This is a genomic window from Burkholderia sp. AU27893, assembly GCF_002223205.1.
GTDB lineage: Bacteria > Pseudomonadota > Gammaproteobacteria > Burkholderiales > Burkholderiaceae > Burkholderia.
Genome location: NZ_NKFD01000004.1, coordinates 367,932 through 381,274, shown reverse-complemented (window position 1 = coordinate 381,274; position 13,343 = coordinate 367,932). Strand labels below are relative to the sequence as shown.

14 protein-coding genes and 1 tRNA gene are annotated in these 13,343 nt (G+C 68.4%); 9 read left to right on the top strand and 6 right to left on the bottom strand.

Annotated elements, in window-relative coordinates:
* Positions 1-42: 42 nt before the first annotated feature.
* From CFB47_RS21570 to CFB47_RS21560, 3 genes are all read right to left on the bottom strand, one after another.
* Entirely contained in the window at positions 43-2,001 is a 1,959-nt protein-coding gene (locus CFB47_RS21570; RefSeq protein ID WP_089462213.1) for a serine protease, read from the bottom strand.
* A gap of 229 nt (positions 2,002-2,230) precedes the next feature.
* Positions 2,231-2,521, bottom strand: a complete 291-nt coding sequence (locus CFB47_RS21565; protein WP_039366385.1) for a DUF1488 domain-containing protein — start codon at positions 2,519-2,521, stop codon at positions 2,231-2,233.
* A gap of 239 nt (positions 2,522-2,760) precedes the next feature.
* Positions 2,761-3,036, bottom strand: a complete 276-nt coding sequence (locus tag CFB47_RS21560; protein ID WP_256946735.1) for a DUF2964 domain-containing protein — start codon at positions 3,034-3,036, stop codon at positions 2,761-2,763.
* A 335-nt stretch (positions 3,037-3,371) separates the two neighbouring features.
* On the opposite strand from CFB47_RS21560, the gene CFB47_RS21555 reads away from it, so the two are divergent.
* From CFB47_RS21555 to CFB47_RS21525, 8 genes are all read left to right on the top strand, one after another.
* Positions 3,372-5,276: a sigma-54-dependent Fis family transcriptional regulator gene (locus CFB47_RS21555; RefSeq protein WP_089462212.1), complete on the top strand. Its 1,905-nt coding sequence runs from the start codon at positions 3,372-3,374 to the stop codon at positions 5,274-5,276.
* A 71-nt stretch (positions 5,277-5,347) separates the two neighbouring features.
* Positions 5,348-5,650, top strand: coding sequence for a 2Fe-2S iron-sulfur cluster-binding protein (locus CFB47_RS21550; RefSeq protein ID WP_089426933.1), 303 nt, complete (start codon positions 5,348-5,350; stop codon positions 5,648-5,650).
* A 56-nt stretch (positions 5,651-5,706) separates the two neighbouring features.
* Positions 5,707-6,201 (top strand): SRPBCC family protein, encoded by a 495-nt coding sequence (locus CFB47_RS21545; RefSeq protein ID WP_089462211.1) that lies wholly within the window; start codon positions 5,707-5,709, stop codon positions 6,199-6,201.
* 92 nt (positions 6,202-6,293) lie between these two features.
* Positions 6,294-6,671 carry a DUF2946 domain-containing protein gene (locus CFB47_RS21540; RefSeq protein WP_089462210.1) on the top strand — a complete coding sequence of 126 codons (378 nt, stop codon included), beginning with the start codon at positions 6,294-6,296 and terminating at the stop codon, positions 6,669-6,671.
* Between the two features lie 302 nt (positions 6,672-6,973).
* Complete coding sequence (copC, locus tag CFB47_RS21535; RefSeq protein ID WP_089462209.1) at positions 6,974-7,339, top strand: copper homeostasis periplasmic binding protein CopC; 366 nt, start codon at positions 6,974-6,976, stop codon at positions 7,337-7,339.
* 80 nt (positions 7,340-7,419) lie between these two features.
* Entirely contained in the window at positions 7,420-7,866 is a 447-nt protein-coding gene (locus CFB47_RS21530) for a copper chaperone PCu(A)C (RefSeq protein WP_089462208.1), read from the top strand.
* 31 nt (positions 7,867-7,897) lie between these two features.
* A complete protein-coding gene (locus CFB47_RS41240; protein ID WP_171026713.1) occupies positions 7,898-8,071 on the top strand; it encodes a hypothetical protein in 174 nt (57 codons plus the stop codon).
* 99 nt (positions 8,072-8,170) lie between these two features.
* Positions 8,171-8,800, top strand: coding sequence for a LysE family translocator (locus CFB47_RS21525; RefSeq protein WP_089462207.1), 630 nt, complete (start codon positions 8,171-8,173; stop codon positions 8,798-8,800).
* Positions 8,801-8,815: 15 nt separating this feature from the next.
* On the opposite strand, the gene CFB47_RS21520 is transcribed toward CFB47_RS21525, so the two are convergent.
* A complete protein-coding gene (locus CFB47_RS21520) occupies positions 8,816-10,141 on the bottom strand; it encodes a leucine-rich repeat-containing protein kinase family protein (RefSeq protein WP_089462206.1) in 1,326 nt (441 codons plus the stop codon).
* 141 nt (positions 10,142-10,282) lie between these two features.
* Between CFB47_RS21520 and CFB47_RS21515 the strand changes: the two genes are divergently transcribed.
* A tRNA-Leu gene (locus tag CFB47_RS21515) sits at positions 10,283-10,367 on the top strand.
* Positions 10,368-10,561: 194 nt separating this feature from the next.
* On the opposite strand, the gene CFB47_RS21510 is transcribed toward CFB47_RS21515, so the two are convergent.
* A complete protein-coding gene (locus CFB47_RS21510) occupies positions 10,562-11,809 on the bottom strand; it encodes a RhtX/FptX family siderophore transporter (protein WP_089463504.1) in 1,248 nt (415 codons plus the stop codon).
* 22 nt (positions 11,810-11,831) lie between these two features.
* Positions 11,832-13,343: a PepSY domain-containing protein gene (locus CFB47_RS21505; protein ID WP_089462205.1), complete on the bottom strand. Its 1,512-nt coding sequence runs from the start codon at positions 13,341-13,343 to the stop codon at positions 11,832-11,834.

Sequence of the window (13,343 nt, the reverse complement as noted above, 5' to 3'; positions counted from 1 at the left end):
GCGTTTCTCGTTGTGCCTGCCGTGCGGTTCCGCCCAAGCGGATTACGGTGTCGCGATGCCCTTGAGTTCCTCGTCGTACAGCCGCTGCGCCAGCGTCGGATCGAGCGTCTTGACGCGGCGATACAACTGCACCGCGTCATCGAGCCGCCCGGTGCGGCGATAAGCGACCGCCAGGTTGGCCATCACTTGCACGTCATCGGGATACGCGCGGTTCATTTCCTCGAAGATCCCAACTGCCGCGTCGGGCCGCTTGCCGCGAATCGCCGCGATGCCCATCGCCTCCCGCGCCAACCGGTTCGACGGATCAAGCTTCAAGGCATGCGCAGCCGCGGTCGACGCTTCGTCGGGCTGGCCGATCTGGTTCAGTTCGCCTGCGAGCACCACCCACCCCGCTGCCAGCGAGTCGTCCAGCGCAACCGCACGCCGGAACGATGCGACGGCCTGAGCATGCTGGCCCAGCTGCGCCAGCGTCACGCCGTGCATCCGCCATGCCCGCGCGTCGCCGTCGTTCAGCTTGATGGATCGGTCGAGCGCGCTCAACGCATCGACGTAGTTCGATTGCGTCATGTACAGCGCGCCGAGCCGCAACCAGTATTCGGCACTGTTCGGCGCCGCTTCAACCGCACTGTGCATCGCACTGGAAGCGTTGCCGGACTGGCCTTGCAGCGCATACGCCTGAGTCAGCGCGCCCTGGATGAGCGCGGTCGCGGCCGGATCGCCGCCCTTCTGCGCCTTCAGCGCGTGCTGGTAACTGGCGATCGCGTCCGCCAGATGGCCGAGATCGTATTGCGCACGGCCGAGTGCGTACAAAAGCCGCGCATCGTCGGGAAAGGCCTTCAACCCGTCGCGCAACACGCCGATGGTTGCCTGCGCATCCGGCTGCGTCGAGGCCAGCAGACTCCACGCATCGGCCTGGCGCGAACCGGACAGCTCATGTACGCCCCGTTCGAACAACGGTCGCGCATCGGCCTTGTCGCCGCGCCGCAAATACGCGATGCCGAGATTCATCGGCAGCATCGCGTTCGACGGATCGGCGCGCATGCCGGCCTGAAACGCGTCGAGTGCGAGGTCCATCTGCCCCTGCTCGGCATAGGTGTTGCCGAGCGCCTCCCAGCCGAATGCGTACGACGGATCGATTTCGACCGAACGGCGATAGGCGGCCAGGCTGAGCGTACCGCGATCGGGCAGCCGGCTCATGCGATAGGCATTGCCGAGGTTGTACCACGCCCATGCGCTTTGCGGTCGCGCGGCCGTCCATGCACGGTCATGGCGAATCAGCCCATCGACGTCGTTCGCCACCGCGTACGCGCGCGCCTGGCTCATCCATGCGGTCGCTTCGAGCGGCAGGTCGACGGCCGGCATCTTCGCCGTCACGGTCGCCATCCATTCGACCGGCAGCACCATGTAGAGCGACGCGGCATTGTCCGCGTGGGCGCCCACCATGCCGATCAGGTTGCCCTGCTCGTCGTAGACGCCGGCCCCCGGTTCGGGCAGGCGGGGCGGCGCCGGATTCGGCGACGCGAGCACGCCGGAATGCATGCCGCCGTCCGCGGCCCATGCATGGCAGCACACGCGCAGCGCAACGGGATCGCGGCGGCCGAATCGCGCGCCCGCCAGATAGGCGGTCGTGGCCGCTTCCGGGCTTCGCGCCGTCAACGGCACGGCGGCGACGTCGAGCCCCGTCGCTTCGACGATGCAGATGTCCCGATCCTGGTTGCCCGCGACGAGTCGAGCGGGAAGACGACGGCCATCGGCCGATGCGATGTCGAATGCCGGCCGGCCCGCGAGCCGATGACACGGCGTCGCGACGCGACCCGGCGCCACGACGATGCCGCCCGTCGTGACGTCACCCGAGACGATGTCGACCTCACCGGGTGCGCTCCGACCGATCGCGTCGTCATCTGATCGAACGGCCCCGGCGGCCATCGACATGCCGGCTGCGAGCAACCATGCGCCGGCCACCAGACGGCACGCCTTCCCCCATCCCGAACGATGCTCCACGTGCGGTGCCCTCTTTTATTGTGTTGGAATTCGAATGATTTTCTCAGCGATCCTGACGAATCGAGATGCCGGTTCGTGTCCGCACACTAGCAGCCGCCCCGGTGCAGCGGCAACCCGGTACAGCCCGCATACGAAAATGCCGCCCGGCCCCACCGAACGGCATTGCGTGAAAGGCAACGTCTTCGCGTGCGCAGCGTTCAGCGACGCGCGCCGCAAGACGAACGTCGTGTCATCCGCGCCAGTTGGCCTCGTAGAAGCGGACGTAGCCGCTGCGCAGCGTCACGCACTGCGCGCGCGTCTCCGACAGCAGGCGCCGTGCAGCCGCCTCGATACGGTCGCGGTGCTGGTCGAATGCGCCGACCATGTCCTCGAAGCGCGGCGACGCCGCGCCGAAGTGATCTTCCAGCGCCTCGGCGGTGATCTGACATTGGACCCGCTCGCCATTGACCAACGCCGTGAACGCCAGCATCAGGTCGCGCCCCGAATACTCGGGCTTCTCGTTCGTGAAATGGATCTGCATGGGAGCCGCCTCGACCGGTAGAAAACGAATGACCGCGTCCGTCGTCCGCTACCGGCCGGACGAGTGTACGCGGGCTCGCCGGCGGAGGCACTGCCCGCGGGGATAGGCGCGGACACTGCATGCCGGTTGATTTCCACTTTAGACGGTTTCGCGCAGGAGACAAATTTTCCGGCGTGCGTCGTTCCGACGCGCATTTCATCAGATCAGCGCGGCATCCGGCACCGTTTCGGAAACCGGCGTCAGTGAGGGTCGTTCGGCCAGACGTTGAGCGCGATGGCAGCCGTCGTGGCACCCACCGCAATCGCGGCCGCCCCGTATCGCACCGCATCGGCCAGATCGAACAGCAGCCCGTGGATCGCCACGGCGATGCCGCCCAGCATGATGAATGTGGCGATGGCCGCCAGCACGACTCTCAGTTCCGTCCGAACCATGATGCGTCTCCCGAACGGATGCATGTCGCGTCGCATGCATGTTGCAATGCGGAACACGGCGCGTGCGTGTTCCATTTCCATCATTGCAGGCGGCCGCTTAAAAGCAAGGGGATTTTGTACGCAGTCGCGCTTCGTACGCGGCGCTTGTATGATGATGCGTACCCGGATGGTTGCCGTTCGCACGCTGATGGTGCGCCGCACGGGAAGGCGTAAATCTGTAGAGGATTTCGGTGCGCACGCGTGCGCCGGATCGGCCGATTTCGAGGAGCATGGGCCGGAGTGAGTGTTGAAATGCTCACCGGGCTCGACCGCGGAGCATGGGACCAGAGCAAGCGCTAAAGCGCTAACTCAGGTCGACCGCGAAGCATGGGACAGCAGTAAGCGCTAAAGCGCTAACTGCTGTCGACAGGAGACAAGTCATGCCGCAACCCTTCGTGCTGCCCGCCACCGTGGGTCGCACCGACCTGCTCGCGCAGGCGCATGCGCGTTCGACCGCGGTCGGCCTGCGCGCGCACGAACGCCCGGATTTCTCGCCGCTGTCGCGCCTCGCGCTGCGTGAACTGCTCGACACGAATCACGCACTGTTCTCGCACGCGCGCCCGGTGATGGAGAACCTCCACGCGCAGATCGCCGACACGCAAAGCCTCGTGCTGCTGACCGACGCCGACGGCGTGATCCTGCACAGCATCGGCGACGCGGACTTCATCGAGAAAGCCAACCGCGTCGCACTGTGCACGGGCGTGTCGTGGGCGGAAGGCGCACGCGGCACCAACGCGATCGGCACCGCGCTCGCATCGGGCCAGGCCGTCGCCGTGCATGGGTCCGAACACTTCCTGCGCGCCAACCACATCCTCACCTGCTCGTGCGCGCCGATCTTCGACCCGTTCGGCCGCACGCTCGGCACGCTCGACGTCAGCGGCGACCCGCGCGGCTCGAGCCCGCATACGCTCGCGCTCGTGCGGATGTCCGCGCAACTGATCGAGAACCACCTGTTCGCGAACCAGTGCGCGGAAGCGTTGCGGCTGCGCTTTCATGCACACGAGGAATGCGTCGATTCGCTGTTCGCCGGGCTCGTCGCCTTCGGCCCCGACGGCGGGCTGATCGCCGCGAACCGCAGCGCACAATTCCAGCTCGGCGCATCGTTCGACGCACTGCAACATCAGGCCAGCGACGCACTGTTCGGCATGCGCTTCGGCCAGCTCGCGCAGCAGGCAGCGCGCGCGCCGGGCGCGATGTTCCGCCTCACGCTGTCGACCGGCGTCCGCGTGCTGGCGCGCTGCGAATTCGCGGAAGCGCACAAGACCACCGTCGCCGTCACGCCGCCCGCGCCCGCCGTACGGTTGCGCACACCCGACCCCGACACGATCACGTTCGCGACGCTCGACACCGGCGACGCACGCATGGCCGCCGTGCTCGAACGCGTCGCGAAGATCCGCGGGCGCGACCTGCCGCTGCTGATCCTCGGCCAGACCGGCACCGGCAAGGAATGGCTCGCCCGTGCGCTGCACCACGCATCGCCGCGCGCGGACGGCCCGTTCGTCGCGGTCAACTGCGCGGCGCTGCCCGATTCGCTGATCGAGGCCGAACTGTTCGGTTACGAGGACGGCGCATTCACCGGCGCACGCAAGCGCGGCAGCCCCGGCAAGATCGTGCAGGCCGACGGCGGCACGTTGTTTCTCGACGAAATCGGCGACATGCCGCTCGCGCAGCAAGTCCGGCTGATGCGCGTGCTGCAGGAACGCGCGGTGATGCCGCTCGGCGGTGCACGCGCGGTGCCGGTCGACGTGCGCGTGGTCTGCGCGACGCACCGCGACCTGCGCGCGATGATCGCGGAAGGCACGTTCCGCGAAGACCTGTTCTACCGGATCAACGGGCTCGCGGTCACGCTGCCGGCGCTCGCCGCACGCACCGACCTGCCCGCGCTCGTCGAGCGGATTCTCGCGCGGCTCGCGCGCAGCGAACCGATGCCGCGCCGCATCGCGGCCGACGTGCTCGACGCGTTCACGCGCCACCGCTGGCCCGGCAACCTGCGCCAGATGACCAACGTGCTGCGTACGGCCGGCATGCTCGCCGAAGACGAAGCGGAAATCACGCTCGCCCATTTGCCCGACGATTTCTGGCTCGATTGCGACGACGCACCGGCAGCGCCCGCCACCGCAGCGCCGGCCGCATCGGCCGCCACGCGCGAAGGCACGACGCTGCAAAGCCACCAGGCCGCGGTGATCGACGCCGTGCTCGCGCGACATGGCGGCAACGTATCGGCGGCCGCGCGCGAGCTCGGTCTCGCCCGCAATACCGTGTACCGGCACCTGCGCCGGCATTGACGCCGGCGGCCGGCACGTTCGGGTATGCTTGGCGCGTTGCCGCCGAACCGCCGCCCGCCCCTGCCTCCGCCATGACCGACCCGGAACACCTGCCCCTCGTTCGCATCGAGCCGCTCGGCGCGACCTTCGATGCGCCCGATTCACTGACGCTGCTCGAAGCCGCCGCGTTCGCGCACGTATCGCTGCCGCGTTCGTGCCGCAACGGCACGTGCCGAAGCTGCCTTTGCCGGATCGTCAGCGGCAGCGTACGCTACACGATCGAATGGCCGGGGCTGAGCCGCGAGGAAAAGGCCGACGGCTATACGCTGCCGTGCGTGGCCGTCGCGACGTCGGACCTCGTGCTCGACGTGCCCGACGCGGTCATGCTCGACTAGCCGAGGCGCGCTCGCGCGTGCCGTCCTGCAACGGTTGATCCTGAGTGGAGAACGTCATGACCCAGCAAACCGATCGCATCGAAAAACAGGCCCAGCTCGACGCATCGCCCGAGCGCGTGTGGGAAGCCGTCAGCAATTCCGGCGAATTCGGCCAGTGGTTCGGCGTCACGTTCGACGGCCCGTTCGCGGCCGGCCAGCCGCTGTTCGGCCGCATCACGCCGACCCGCGTCGACGACGACGTCGCCAAGGCACAAGAGCCCTACGCGGGCACTGTGTTCGAAATCGTCGTCGACCGCGTCGAGCCGAAACAACTGTTCTCGTTTCGCTGGCATCCGTTCGCGATCGACCCGACCTTCGATTACTCGACCGAGCCGATGACGCTCGTCACGTTCACGCTCGCCGCACAGGCCGGCGGCACGTTGCTCACGGTCACCGAAACGGGCTTCGACCAGTTGATCGAAGCGCGCCGCGCGAAGGCCCGCGAGATGAACGACCATGGCTGGGCCGCACAGATGACGCTGATCACGAAATACCTGGCGAAACACGCGTAGCGCGCCGCCACGCCGCAGGTCTGTGCCGACATGCGCATCGACGTGCGTGGCATAATCCGCTCCATCGTCGCCTGTACGTCACCGCGCATCGCATGCTGAGTCGTCGCCTCCGGAAGATCGGCAGTCTGATCGGGATGCTCGCCATCCTGATGACGGCGCTCGCGCCGACGATCTCGCAGGCGCTGACGACGCAGCAGCGCGTCGATACGCTGCTGGCCGGCTACTGTACGGCCGCACCCGCCACCGGCGAGCGCGCCGCCGATGCGGCGCAGAAGAGCCTGACGGCCCACCTCCAGGCATGCGGCTATTGCAGCCTGCTTGCTCACACCCCCGCACTGCCCGCGCCCGAACTGACGTTCGCGGCCAACGTGCACGTCATTCAGCATCGCGAAGCGACCCGCTTCGACAGCCTGCGCCGCGCGCTGCCGCTCACGGCCGCGCAACCGCGCGCCCCGCCGATCGCGTCCTGATTCGTCGTCAATGCCCGTGATGCCCTAAGGCATCGCGTGGCCCGCACACGCCGCCGGCGTGTGCGGCCTGTCACGTTTCGAAGGACGATCATGTGTCACCGTATTGCGCTCGGCGTCGCGCCGTGCGTGCGGTTGGCTGCTTCCGGTTCGTACTGCCGCGCCGACATTCGCTCGAGGGCGAACGTCCGGCCGCGCACGGTCGCGCTGACGCCAGCTGCCCTCGGTGCTGCTACGAGGGTACGCGTGCATCTGTCCGTCGAATCCGTGTTGTTCCATCCGATTCGCCACTCGCACACTCGACCATGAAAACCTCCTCTTTCGTTCGCGGCGCGCTCGCCGCGCTCGGCTTCGTCGTCCTCCAGGCTGCCCACGCCCACGCGCTCCCGAAAACGCAGGAACCCGCCGCCAACGCCACACTTTCGGTCGCGCCGCACGCGGTCACGATCGGCTTCAGCGAAGCGCTCGAGCCCGCTTTCAGCTCGATCGCCGTCACCGACAGCCACGGGCAGTCGGTCGTCGACGGGAAATCGACCGTCGACGCAAGCAACCGGAAACGCATGCAGGTCGCGCTGACCAACCTGACGGCCGGTACGTACACGGTCGCGTGGATCGCGGTGGCCAGCGACGGTCATCGCACACAAGGCCACTACGCGTTCACGCTGAAATGATGTTCGCGACGCGCATCGGCGTTCCGCGCCGGCCGCGTCGCCCCCTTTCCCGCCGCATCTACCCATAAGGAAAACCAACCATGAAGCGCTCGATTCCGTCCGGCCTGCTGTTCGCATTGTTGGCACTGCAAGCCCCCGCCACGTTCGCCGCGCCGGCCGTGCAGGCTGAAAACTGCTGGATCCGCGCGATGCCGGCAACCGTGCCGTCGTCCGGCTACTTCACGCTGAAGAACGACGGCGATGCACCCGTCACGCTGACGGGCCTCGACTCGCCCGCGTACGGGATGGCGATGCTGCATGAAACGCAGACGAGCGGCAGCACCGCGAAGATGGTCCATGTCGACGCCGTCGAAGTGCCCGCGCACGGCACGGTGAGCTTCAAGCCGAAGAGCTATCACGTGATGCTGGAGCAACCGCGCCAGGCCGTCGCGCCCGGCGCGAAGGTGCCGTTCCGGCTGCATTTCGCGGACGGTTCGACCGTGTCTGTGACCTGCGACGCCAAGGCGCCGACCTACGCCGGCCAGTAACGTCCACCGCCCCCGATCGAAGGAGATGCACATGAAACATCGCCTGCCGCTGGCCGACCTGATCGTCCGCTACCGGACGCCGCTGAACGTCGCCGTGATGATCGCCTGCGGGCTATGGGCCGGGTGGATCGCGTGGATGACACGGCCCGCCGCGATCGACACACCGCCGTCGATCCCGGCGTACTGCATGCGCGACGCAAGCTGACGCGCCGCGACGGCGCGGTTCCGGCACGAGCCTGCGCCCATTATTGGCGTGGCATCATCGCTTCATCCCGACCGCCGGAACCGCCTCTCGGAGCGCCGCATGTCCATTCAGACCTGGATGCTGTTTGCCGCAGCCTATCTCGCCACGACGCTGTCGCCGGGGCCCAACGTGCTGCTCGTCATCCGCAACACGGTGCGCTACGGCACGCACGGCACGGCCGCGACGATCGCGGGCAACCTCGTCGCGCAAGGGGTGGTCGTGGTACTCGTCGCGCTCGGCGTCGGCGCGGTGCTGGCCGCGATGCCGCCGCTGTTCGTCGCGATGAAGGTGGTCGGCGCCGCGTACCTGATGTTCGTCGGGGTCCGGCAACTGCGTGGCGACCGCAAGGCCGCCGCTTCGACCGGGGAAGCGGAAATCGCCGCACCCGACCGCGGGAAACTGTTCCGCGAAGCGCTGTTCGTATCGGGCAGCAATCCGAAGACGATGATCTTCCTGTCGGCGTTCATGCCGCAGTTCATCGTGCACGACCGCCCGCTCGCGCTGCAGTTCGTCGTGATGTACGCGACGATCGCATGCACGGTGGTGATCGTTCACAGCGTCTATTCGGCCGGCGTGCGCCGGTTCCATCGCGGCTTCGGCATGAGCCGCGCGGTGCGTGCGCTCAAGCGCGCCAGCGGGCTGCTGTTCGTCGGGCTCGGGATCAGGCTGCTGACTGCGCGGCAGGCTTAAGGCGACGCACGCCCGTCAGCGCGCGTGTGCGGCCAGCTCGGCCGCGATCTCGCCAAACGATGGCCGCGCATCGACGTCTTCATTCACGCACGCCGCCGCGAGCGCATCGAGCGCGTTTCGGCCGGCCCACGTGCGCGGCTCGCATCGTTCGAGCAACTCGCCGAGCAGATGGCCGAACGCCCTTACCTCGATCCGTTCGAACGCCATAGCGCGTGTGCAATCGTTCACGTCATAGAGCGACGCCGCGCCGAAATCGCCGAGCAGCGCGCCGCCTTCGCCATCGTGCAGGATGTTGTGCGCGTACAGGTCGCCATGCATGATGCCGCGCTCGTGCAGATGGCCCGCCACCGATGCGATGCCATGCGCGATCCGCACCGCCTCCCCCGGCATGAATTTCGCATCGGCCGCATACACGTCGCGCGTGCAGGTCGCGAAGCTCGGCGGCCCGGCGAGGTTCGTGAGCGCAGGATCGACCAGCTCCATCACGAGGCCGTGCGTGCCGTCGGGATGCCCGCTCACCTTGCCGATCACCGGGATCATGCCCGGATGGCGGCCGGCGTGCAGGCACGCGGCCATTTCGCAATCGGGCAGGCCGTCGCTCGTCACCGCGCCCTTGAACAGCTTGACCGCAACCGCCCGTGGCGGATGCCCGCCCACGCGCCATTGCGCGCGGTAAATGACGCCCGATGCACCCTCGCCCAGCTTCTGCTCGCAGGCCAGCGATGCCCAGTCGACGTTCGCGACCTCGGGCCAGGTCGACGCCGCCGCTTCCGGCGCGGCGCCGAACGGGTTGCCTGCGGTGGCGAGCCATGCGAGGCGCGGCAGGCGCAGCAGCCAGTCGGGCAGTGCGTCCAGCCGGTTCACGGACAGGCGAACCAGTTCGAGCGCGCGGCATGCGGCCATTTCCGCCGGCAGCGTGCGCAGCCGGTTGCCCGCGAGCATCAGCTTCTGCAGCCGCGAGCAATCGCCGATATCGGCCGGCAGTTCGTCGATTGCGTTGTCGGTGAGGATCAGCCAGCGCAGCGCGCGCGGCAGCGACCCGCTCGGCACCGTCTGAATCCGGTTCGCCTTGAAGCCGATCATGTCGAGCTGCCCGCACGCGCCAAGCACGTCGGGGAACGCGGTGAAGCGGTTGCCGGACGCGAACAGGATGCGCAGGCGGTGCAGCCGCGGCAGGTCGTCCGGCAGCGCGGCGAGCGCATTGCCGGTCAGGTCGAGCACTTCGAGCGTGTCGGCGAGATCGAAGATCTCGCGCGGGAATTCCGTCAACCCGCATGCGAGCTTGAGTTGCCGTGCGCCGGCGAGCTGGCCGGCCTGCAGTTGTTCGAGGGTGTGTGTCACGCGGGGAAAACGGGTGGCGGTTGCGACGATCGTCGGGTCGATCGCCCGAATTCTACCGGGATCGCCTGCGCGCATTCACCAATCATGTCACACCCCCTTCACAAACGCGCAACGTCGCGCTAGAATTGCGCCCCTTGCAGTGCCGACGTGGTGAAATTGGTAGACACGCTATCTTGAGGGGGTAGTGGCGAAAGCTGTGCGAGTTCGAGTCTCGCCGTCGGCACCAGGATTTCTTCTCTCATCGTTGCGCGACATGCGACAAACGCATTCCGGCAACGATCGACGATCATCCCGCGCAATCGCGCACCGCTGTTTCCGATTCCCACATCAGGCTGCAACCGGGCACCATGCTGCTGCGAATTCGCGCGCGCTCCCGACTGCCGTCCGGACAGCCGGAAGCGTATGTGTACGCCGCGTCACTCACGACGCCAGCGCATCTTCCCCCTTCACCGCATACGCCGCCTCCCGCCGCCGCAACCGCATCGCGATCAACGCGGCCAGCACCGCCAGCGCCACACCGGCGAGAAACCCGCCCGTATAACCCACCTTCGCGGTCAGCGACAAAATCGTCGATGACGCGATCAACTCGCCGAGATCGCGCGTGCTCTGCACGGCCGTCACGTCGGTGCCGGCCTGGTCGCTGCCGCCCGCGAAGCGCATGCCGGCCGTCATGATCGACACCGACGTGATCCCGGTCGCCAGCGAACCGAGCACCGTGCACAGCCACGCCCACGACGACGCCACCGGCAGCCATCCGCTCGCCTGCGCGAACCACAGCAGCGCGGCCGCGCCCGCACAGCTCACGCCGGCCGTAAACGCAGGCCACAACCCGAGCCGCCGGACAAGCCACGCGCCGCCGCCGCACCCGAGCACGACCGTCACGATGCCGCCGGCCATCCCGAGCTTCCCGATCGCGTCGAGCGACCAGCCCGCATCGTTGAGAAACAGTTTCGACAGGCCGAAGCCCGACACGGCCGTCATCGCCGACAGAAGTGCCAACGACAGCAGCGACCACGAACGCGGCCGCTTCGCGAAGCGCACGAGGCTCGCGTTGGGTTCGGCTTGCACACGCGCACGGTCCGCATCGCGCGGCAGCACCCACAGCACGCACGCGAGGCTCGCGAGCGGCACGGCGGCCAGCGCGAGAAACGCGGCACGCTGCCCGAACAGGCCGATCAGCGTCAACGTGCCGGCGCCGCCGCCGAAGAAGCCGATCATCACGCCCGCGATCTGGATCGCGTTGATCTTCGCGAGCGTGTCGCCGCTGAAGTGCTCGGCCGCCATTCCGTCGTTCGCGATGTCCTGCGTCGCGCTCGCGAGCGACGCGACGGCCAGCAGGCCGACCGCCCACCCGGCCGTCGCGACCGTCATGCCGATCTGCGCGAGGCTGCCGAGGCACAGCACGACGAGCGTCTGCATCGGCAGCATCCAGCTGCGCCGCCGGCCGATGCGCGGCGACCAGCGGTTGTCGACGACGGGCGCCCACAGGAATTTCACGACCCACGGCAAACCGACGAGCGGCAGGAACGCCAGTGCGTGAAGCGGCGCGCCGTCGTGGCGCAGCAGGGTCGGCATCGCGTCCATCGCAATGCCGATCGGGATTCCCTGCGACAGGTAAAGCAGCGTGATCGTGATGACCAGGCGCCGATGTTCGAGCAAATCGCGCATCGAAGTCTCCAGTTGCATGACATTAAAAAGGTTCGGCGCCGGCCGGCATGCGCGCGGGCCGCATCGCATCCCGGCGCGGACGACGTGCGGCACGCAGCAGCAACGCGCCGAATGCGACGAGTGCCGCGTCGATCGGCCAGTACACGGGTTCGCTCGCGCCAAGGAGCGCAATCGCGCAGTGCGTCACGCCGGCCAGCCCGTACGCGGCGCCGGCCCCGCGCATCAGCCTGCGCAGCCAGGCCGCACGATCGGCCACGCACGCCGCCAGCGCGACCGCGCCGCCCCACACGGCCCAGAACAGCATCGCGAGCAGATGATCGACGTGCACGCCAGCGGGTAATGCACGCCCGGCAAACAGCAGTACGCCGCCCGCGAGCACGAGCCCGCCGCAGGTGCCGACGGCGACCGCGGCCAGCACGTTCGCGGAGCGATCCTGCTGCGCGCGCCGCCGCTCGATCCACAGATGCAGCCCCGTCGCGCACAGCGCGCACGCGGCGAGCCCCATCAGGAAATGCACGACGCGCAGCACGCCGCCCATCGCCCCCACCCAGCCGTATTGCGCGAAGTGCAGCGGCTGCACCGCGATGAAGGTGCGCAGCCAGAAGCCTCGGCGGCGCGACGTGGCATCCGCGAGCCACAGCCCGTCCGCCGGGCGATACAGGTGACGCTCGAACACCGCCGTACTCGGCAGGCCGGCAGTCGTGCCGGCGATCTCGACGCGCGCGTTCGCATCGCCCCAGCCATGCAGCACGACCGCTTCGGGCCGAAAATCCGGCATGCGCGCCGCGTCGCGCCGCAGCAGCGCATCGAGATCGGGCGCGCGTTGCCACGCGCCGCCGGCTGTTGCAGGCGGCGGCCCGCCGAGCAATTCGGCGAACGCGCGCTGCGGCTGCCCCGGATACGCGACGCCCGCGAGCGACACCGTGCCGAGCGCGCCGAGCCCCGACATCGCGCCGGTGAACGCGAACAGCACGAGCCACGGCGAGCCCCACAGGCCGATCCACGCGTGCAGGTCGAACAGCGCGGCGCGCAATCCTTTGCCGCGCCGGATGCGCGCGGCATCGGGCCAGCGCCGGTGATGCACGATCAAGCCCGCGACGATGAGCACGAGCAGCACGATCCCCCACAGGCTCACGAAGATGCGCCCGGGAAAGCCCGCGAACAGCGTCTTGTGCAGCGTGACGAGCAACGCCGCGCGTCCGCCGTCGGCCAGCCGCTCGCCCGTCGCCGGGTCGAGCGCCAGCGTGCACGCCTGGCGCGCGTCGCAGAAACGGATCGCCGGATCGTCCGGTCGCGGCAGCACGACGCGCGCCTCGCGCAATGGCACGCCGAGCGCCGCGGCACGCGCGACGAGTTCATTCAGCGAAAGCGACGGCCGCGCGACGGCGACCGACGTCGGCCGCCACCAGCCCTGCATCGAATCGGTCGCGAGGCTCCACGTGCCGCTGAACAGCACGACGAACAGCACCACGCCGAACAGCGCACCGGCGCCGCGATGCAGCGCGCGCCAGCGCGAACGCAACGACGCGTCCAT

Excerpts from the sequence above, each read along its gene's own strand:
- CFB47_RS21550 (WP_089426933.1), top strand. The coding sequence starts at position 5,348 with ATGACCGACCCGGAACACCTGCCCCTCGTTCGCATCGAGCCGCTCGGC.
- CFB47_RS21525 (WP_089462207.1), top strand. The coding sequence starts at position 8,171 with ATGTCCATTCAGACCTGGATGCTGTTTGCCGCAGCCTATCTCGCCACG.
- CFB47_RS21560 (WP_256946735.1), bottom strand. The coding sequence starts at position 3,036 with ATGATGGAAATGGAACACGCACGCGCCGTGTTCCGCATTGCAACATGC.
- CFB47_RS41240 (WP_171026713.1), top strand. The coding sequence starts at position 7,898 with ATGAAACATCGCCTGCCGCTGGCCGACCTGATCGTCCGCTACCGGACG.
- CFB47_RS21565 (WP_039366385.1), bottom strand. The coding sequence starts at position 2,521 with ATGCAGATCCATTTCACGAACGAGAAGCCCGAGTATTCGGGGCGCGAC.
- copC (WP_089462209.1), top strand. The coding sequence starts at position 6,974 with ATGAAAACCTCCTCTTTCGTTCGCGGCGCGCTCGCCGCGCTCGGCTTC.
- CFB47_RS21530 (WP_089462208.1), top strand. The coding sequence starts at position 7,420 with ATGAAGCGCTCGATTCCGTCCGGCCTGCTGTTCGCATTGTTGGCACTG.
- CFB47_RS21545 (WP_089462211.1), top strand. The coding sequence starts at position 5,707 with ATGACCCAGCAAACCGATCGCATCGAAAAACAGGCCCAGCTCGACGCA.
- CFB47_RS21510 (WP_089463504.1), bottom strand. The coding sequence starts at position 11,809 with ATGCGCGATTTGCTCGAACATCGGCGCCTGGTCATCACGATCACGCTG.
- CFB47_RS21505 (WP_089462205.1), bottom strand. The coding sequence starts at position 13,343 with ATGGACGCGTCGTTGCGTTCGCGCTGGCGCGCGCTGCATCGCGGCGCC.
- CFB47_RS21540 (WP_089462210.1), top strand. The coding sequence starts at position 6,294 with ATGCTGAGTCGTCGCCTCCGGAAGATCGGCAGTCTGATCGGGATGCTC.
- CFB47_RS21555 (WP_089462212.1), top strand. The coding sequence starts at position 3,372 with ATGCCGCAACCCTTCGTGCTGCCCGCCACCGTGGGTCGCACCGACCTG.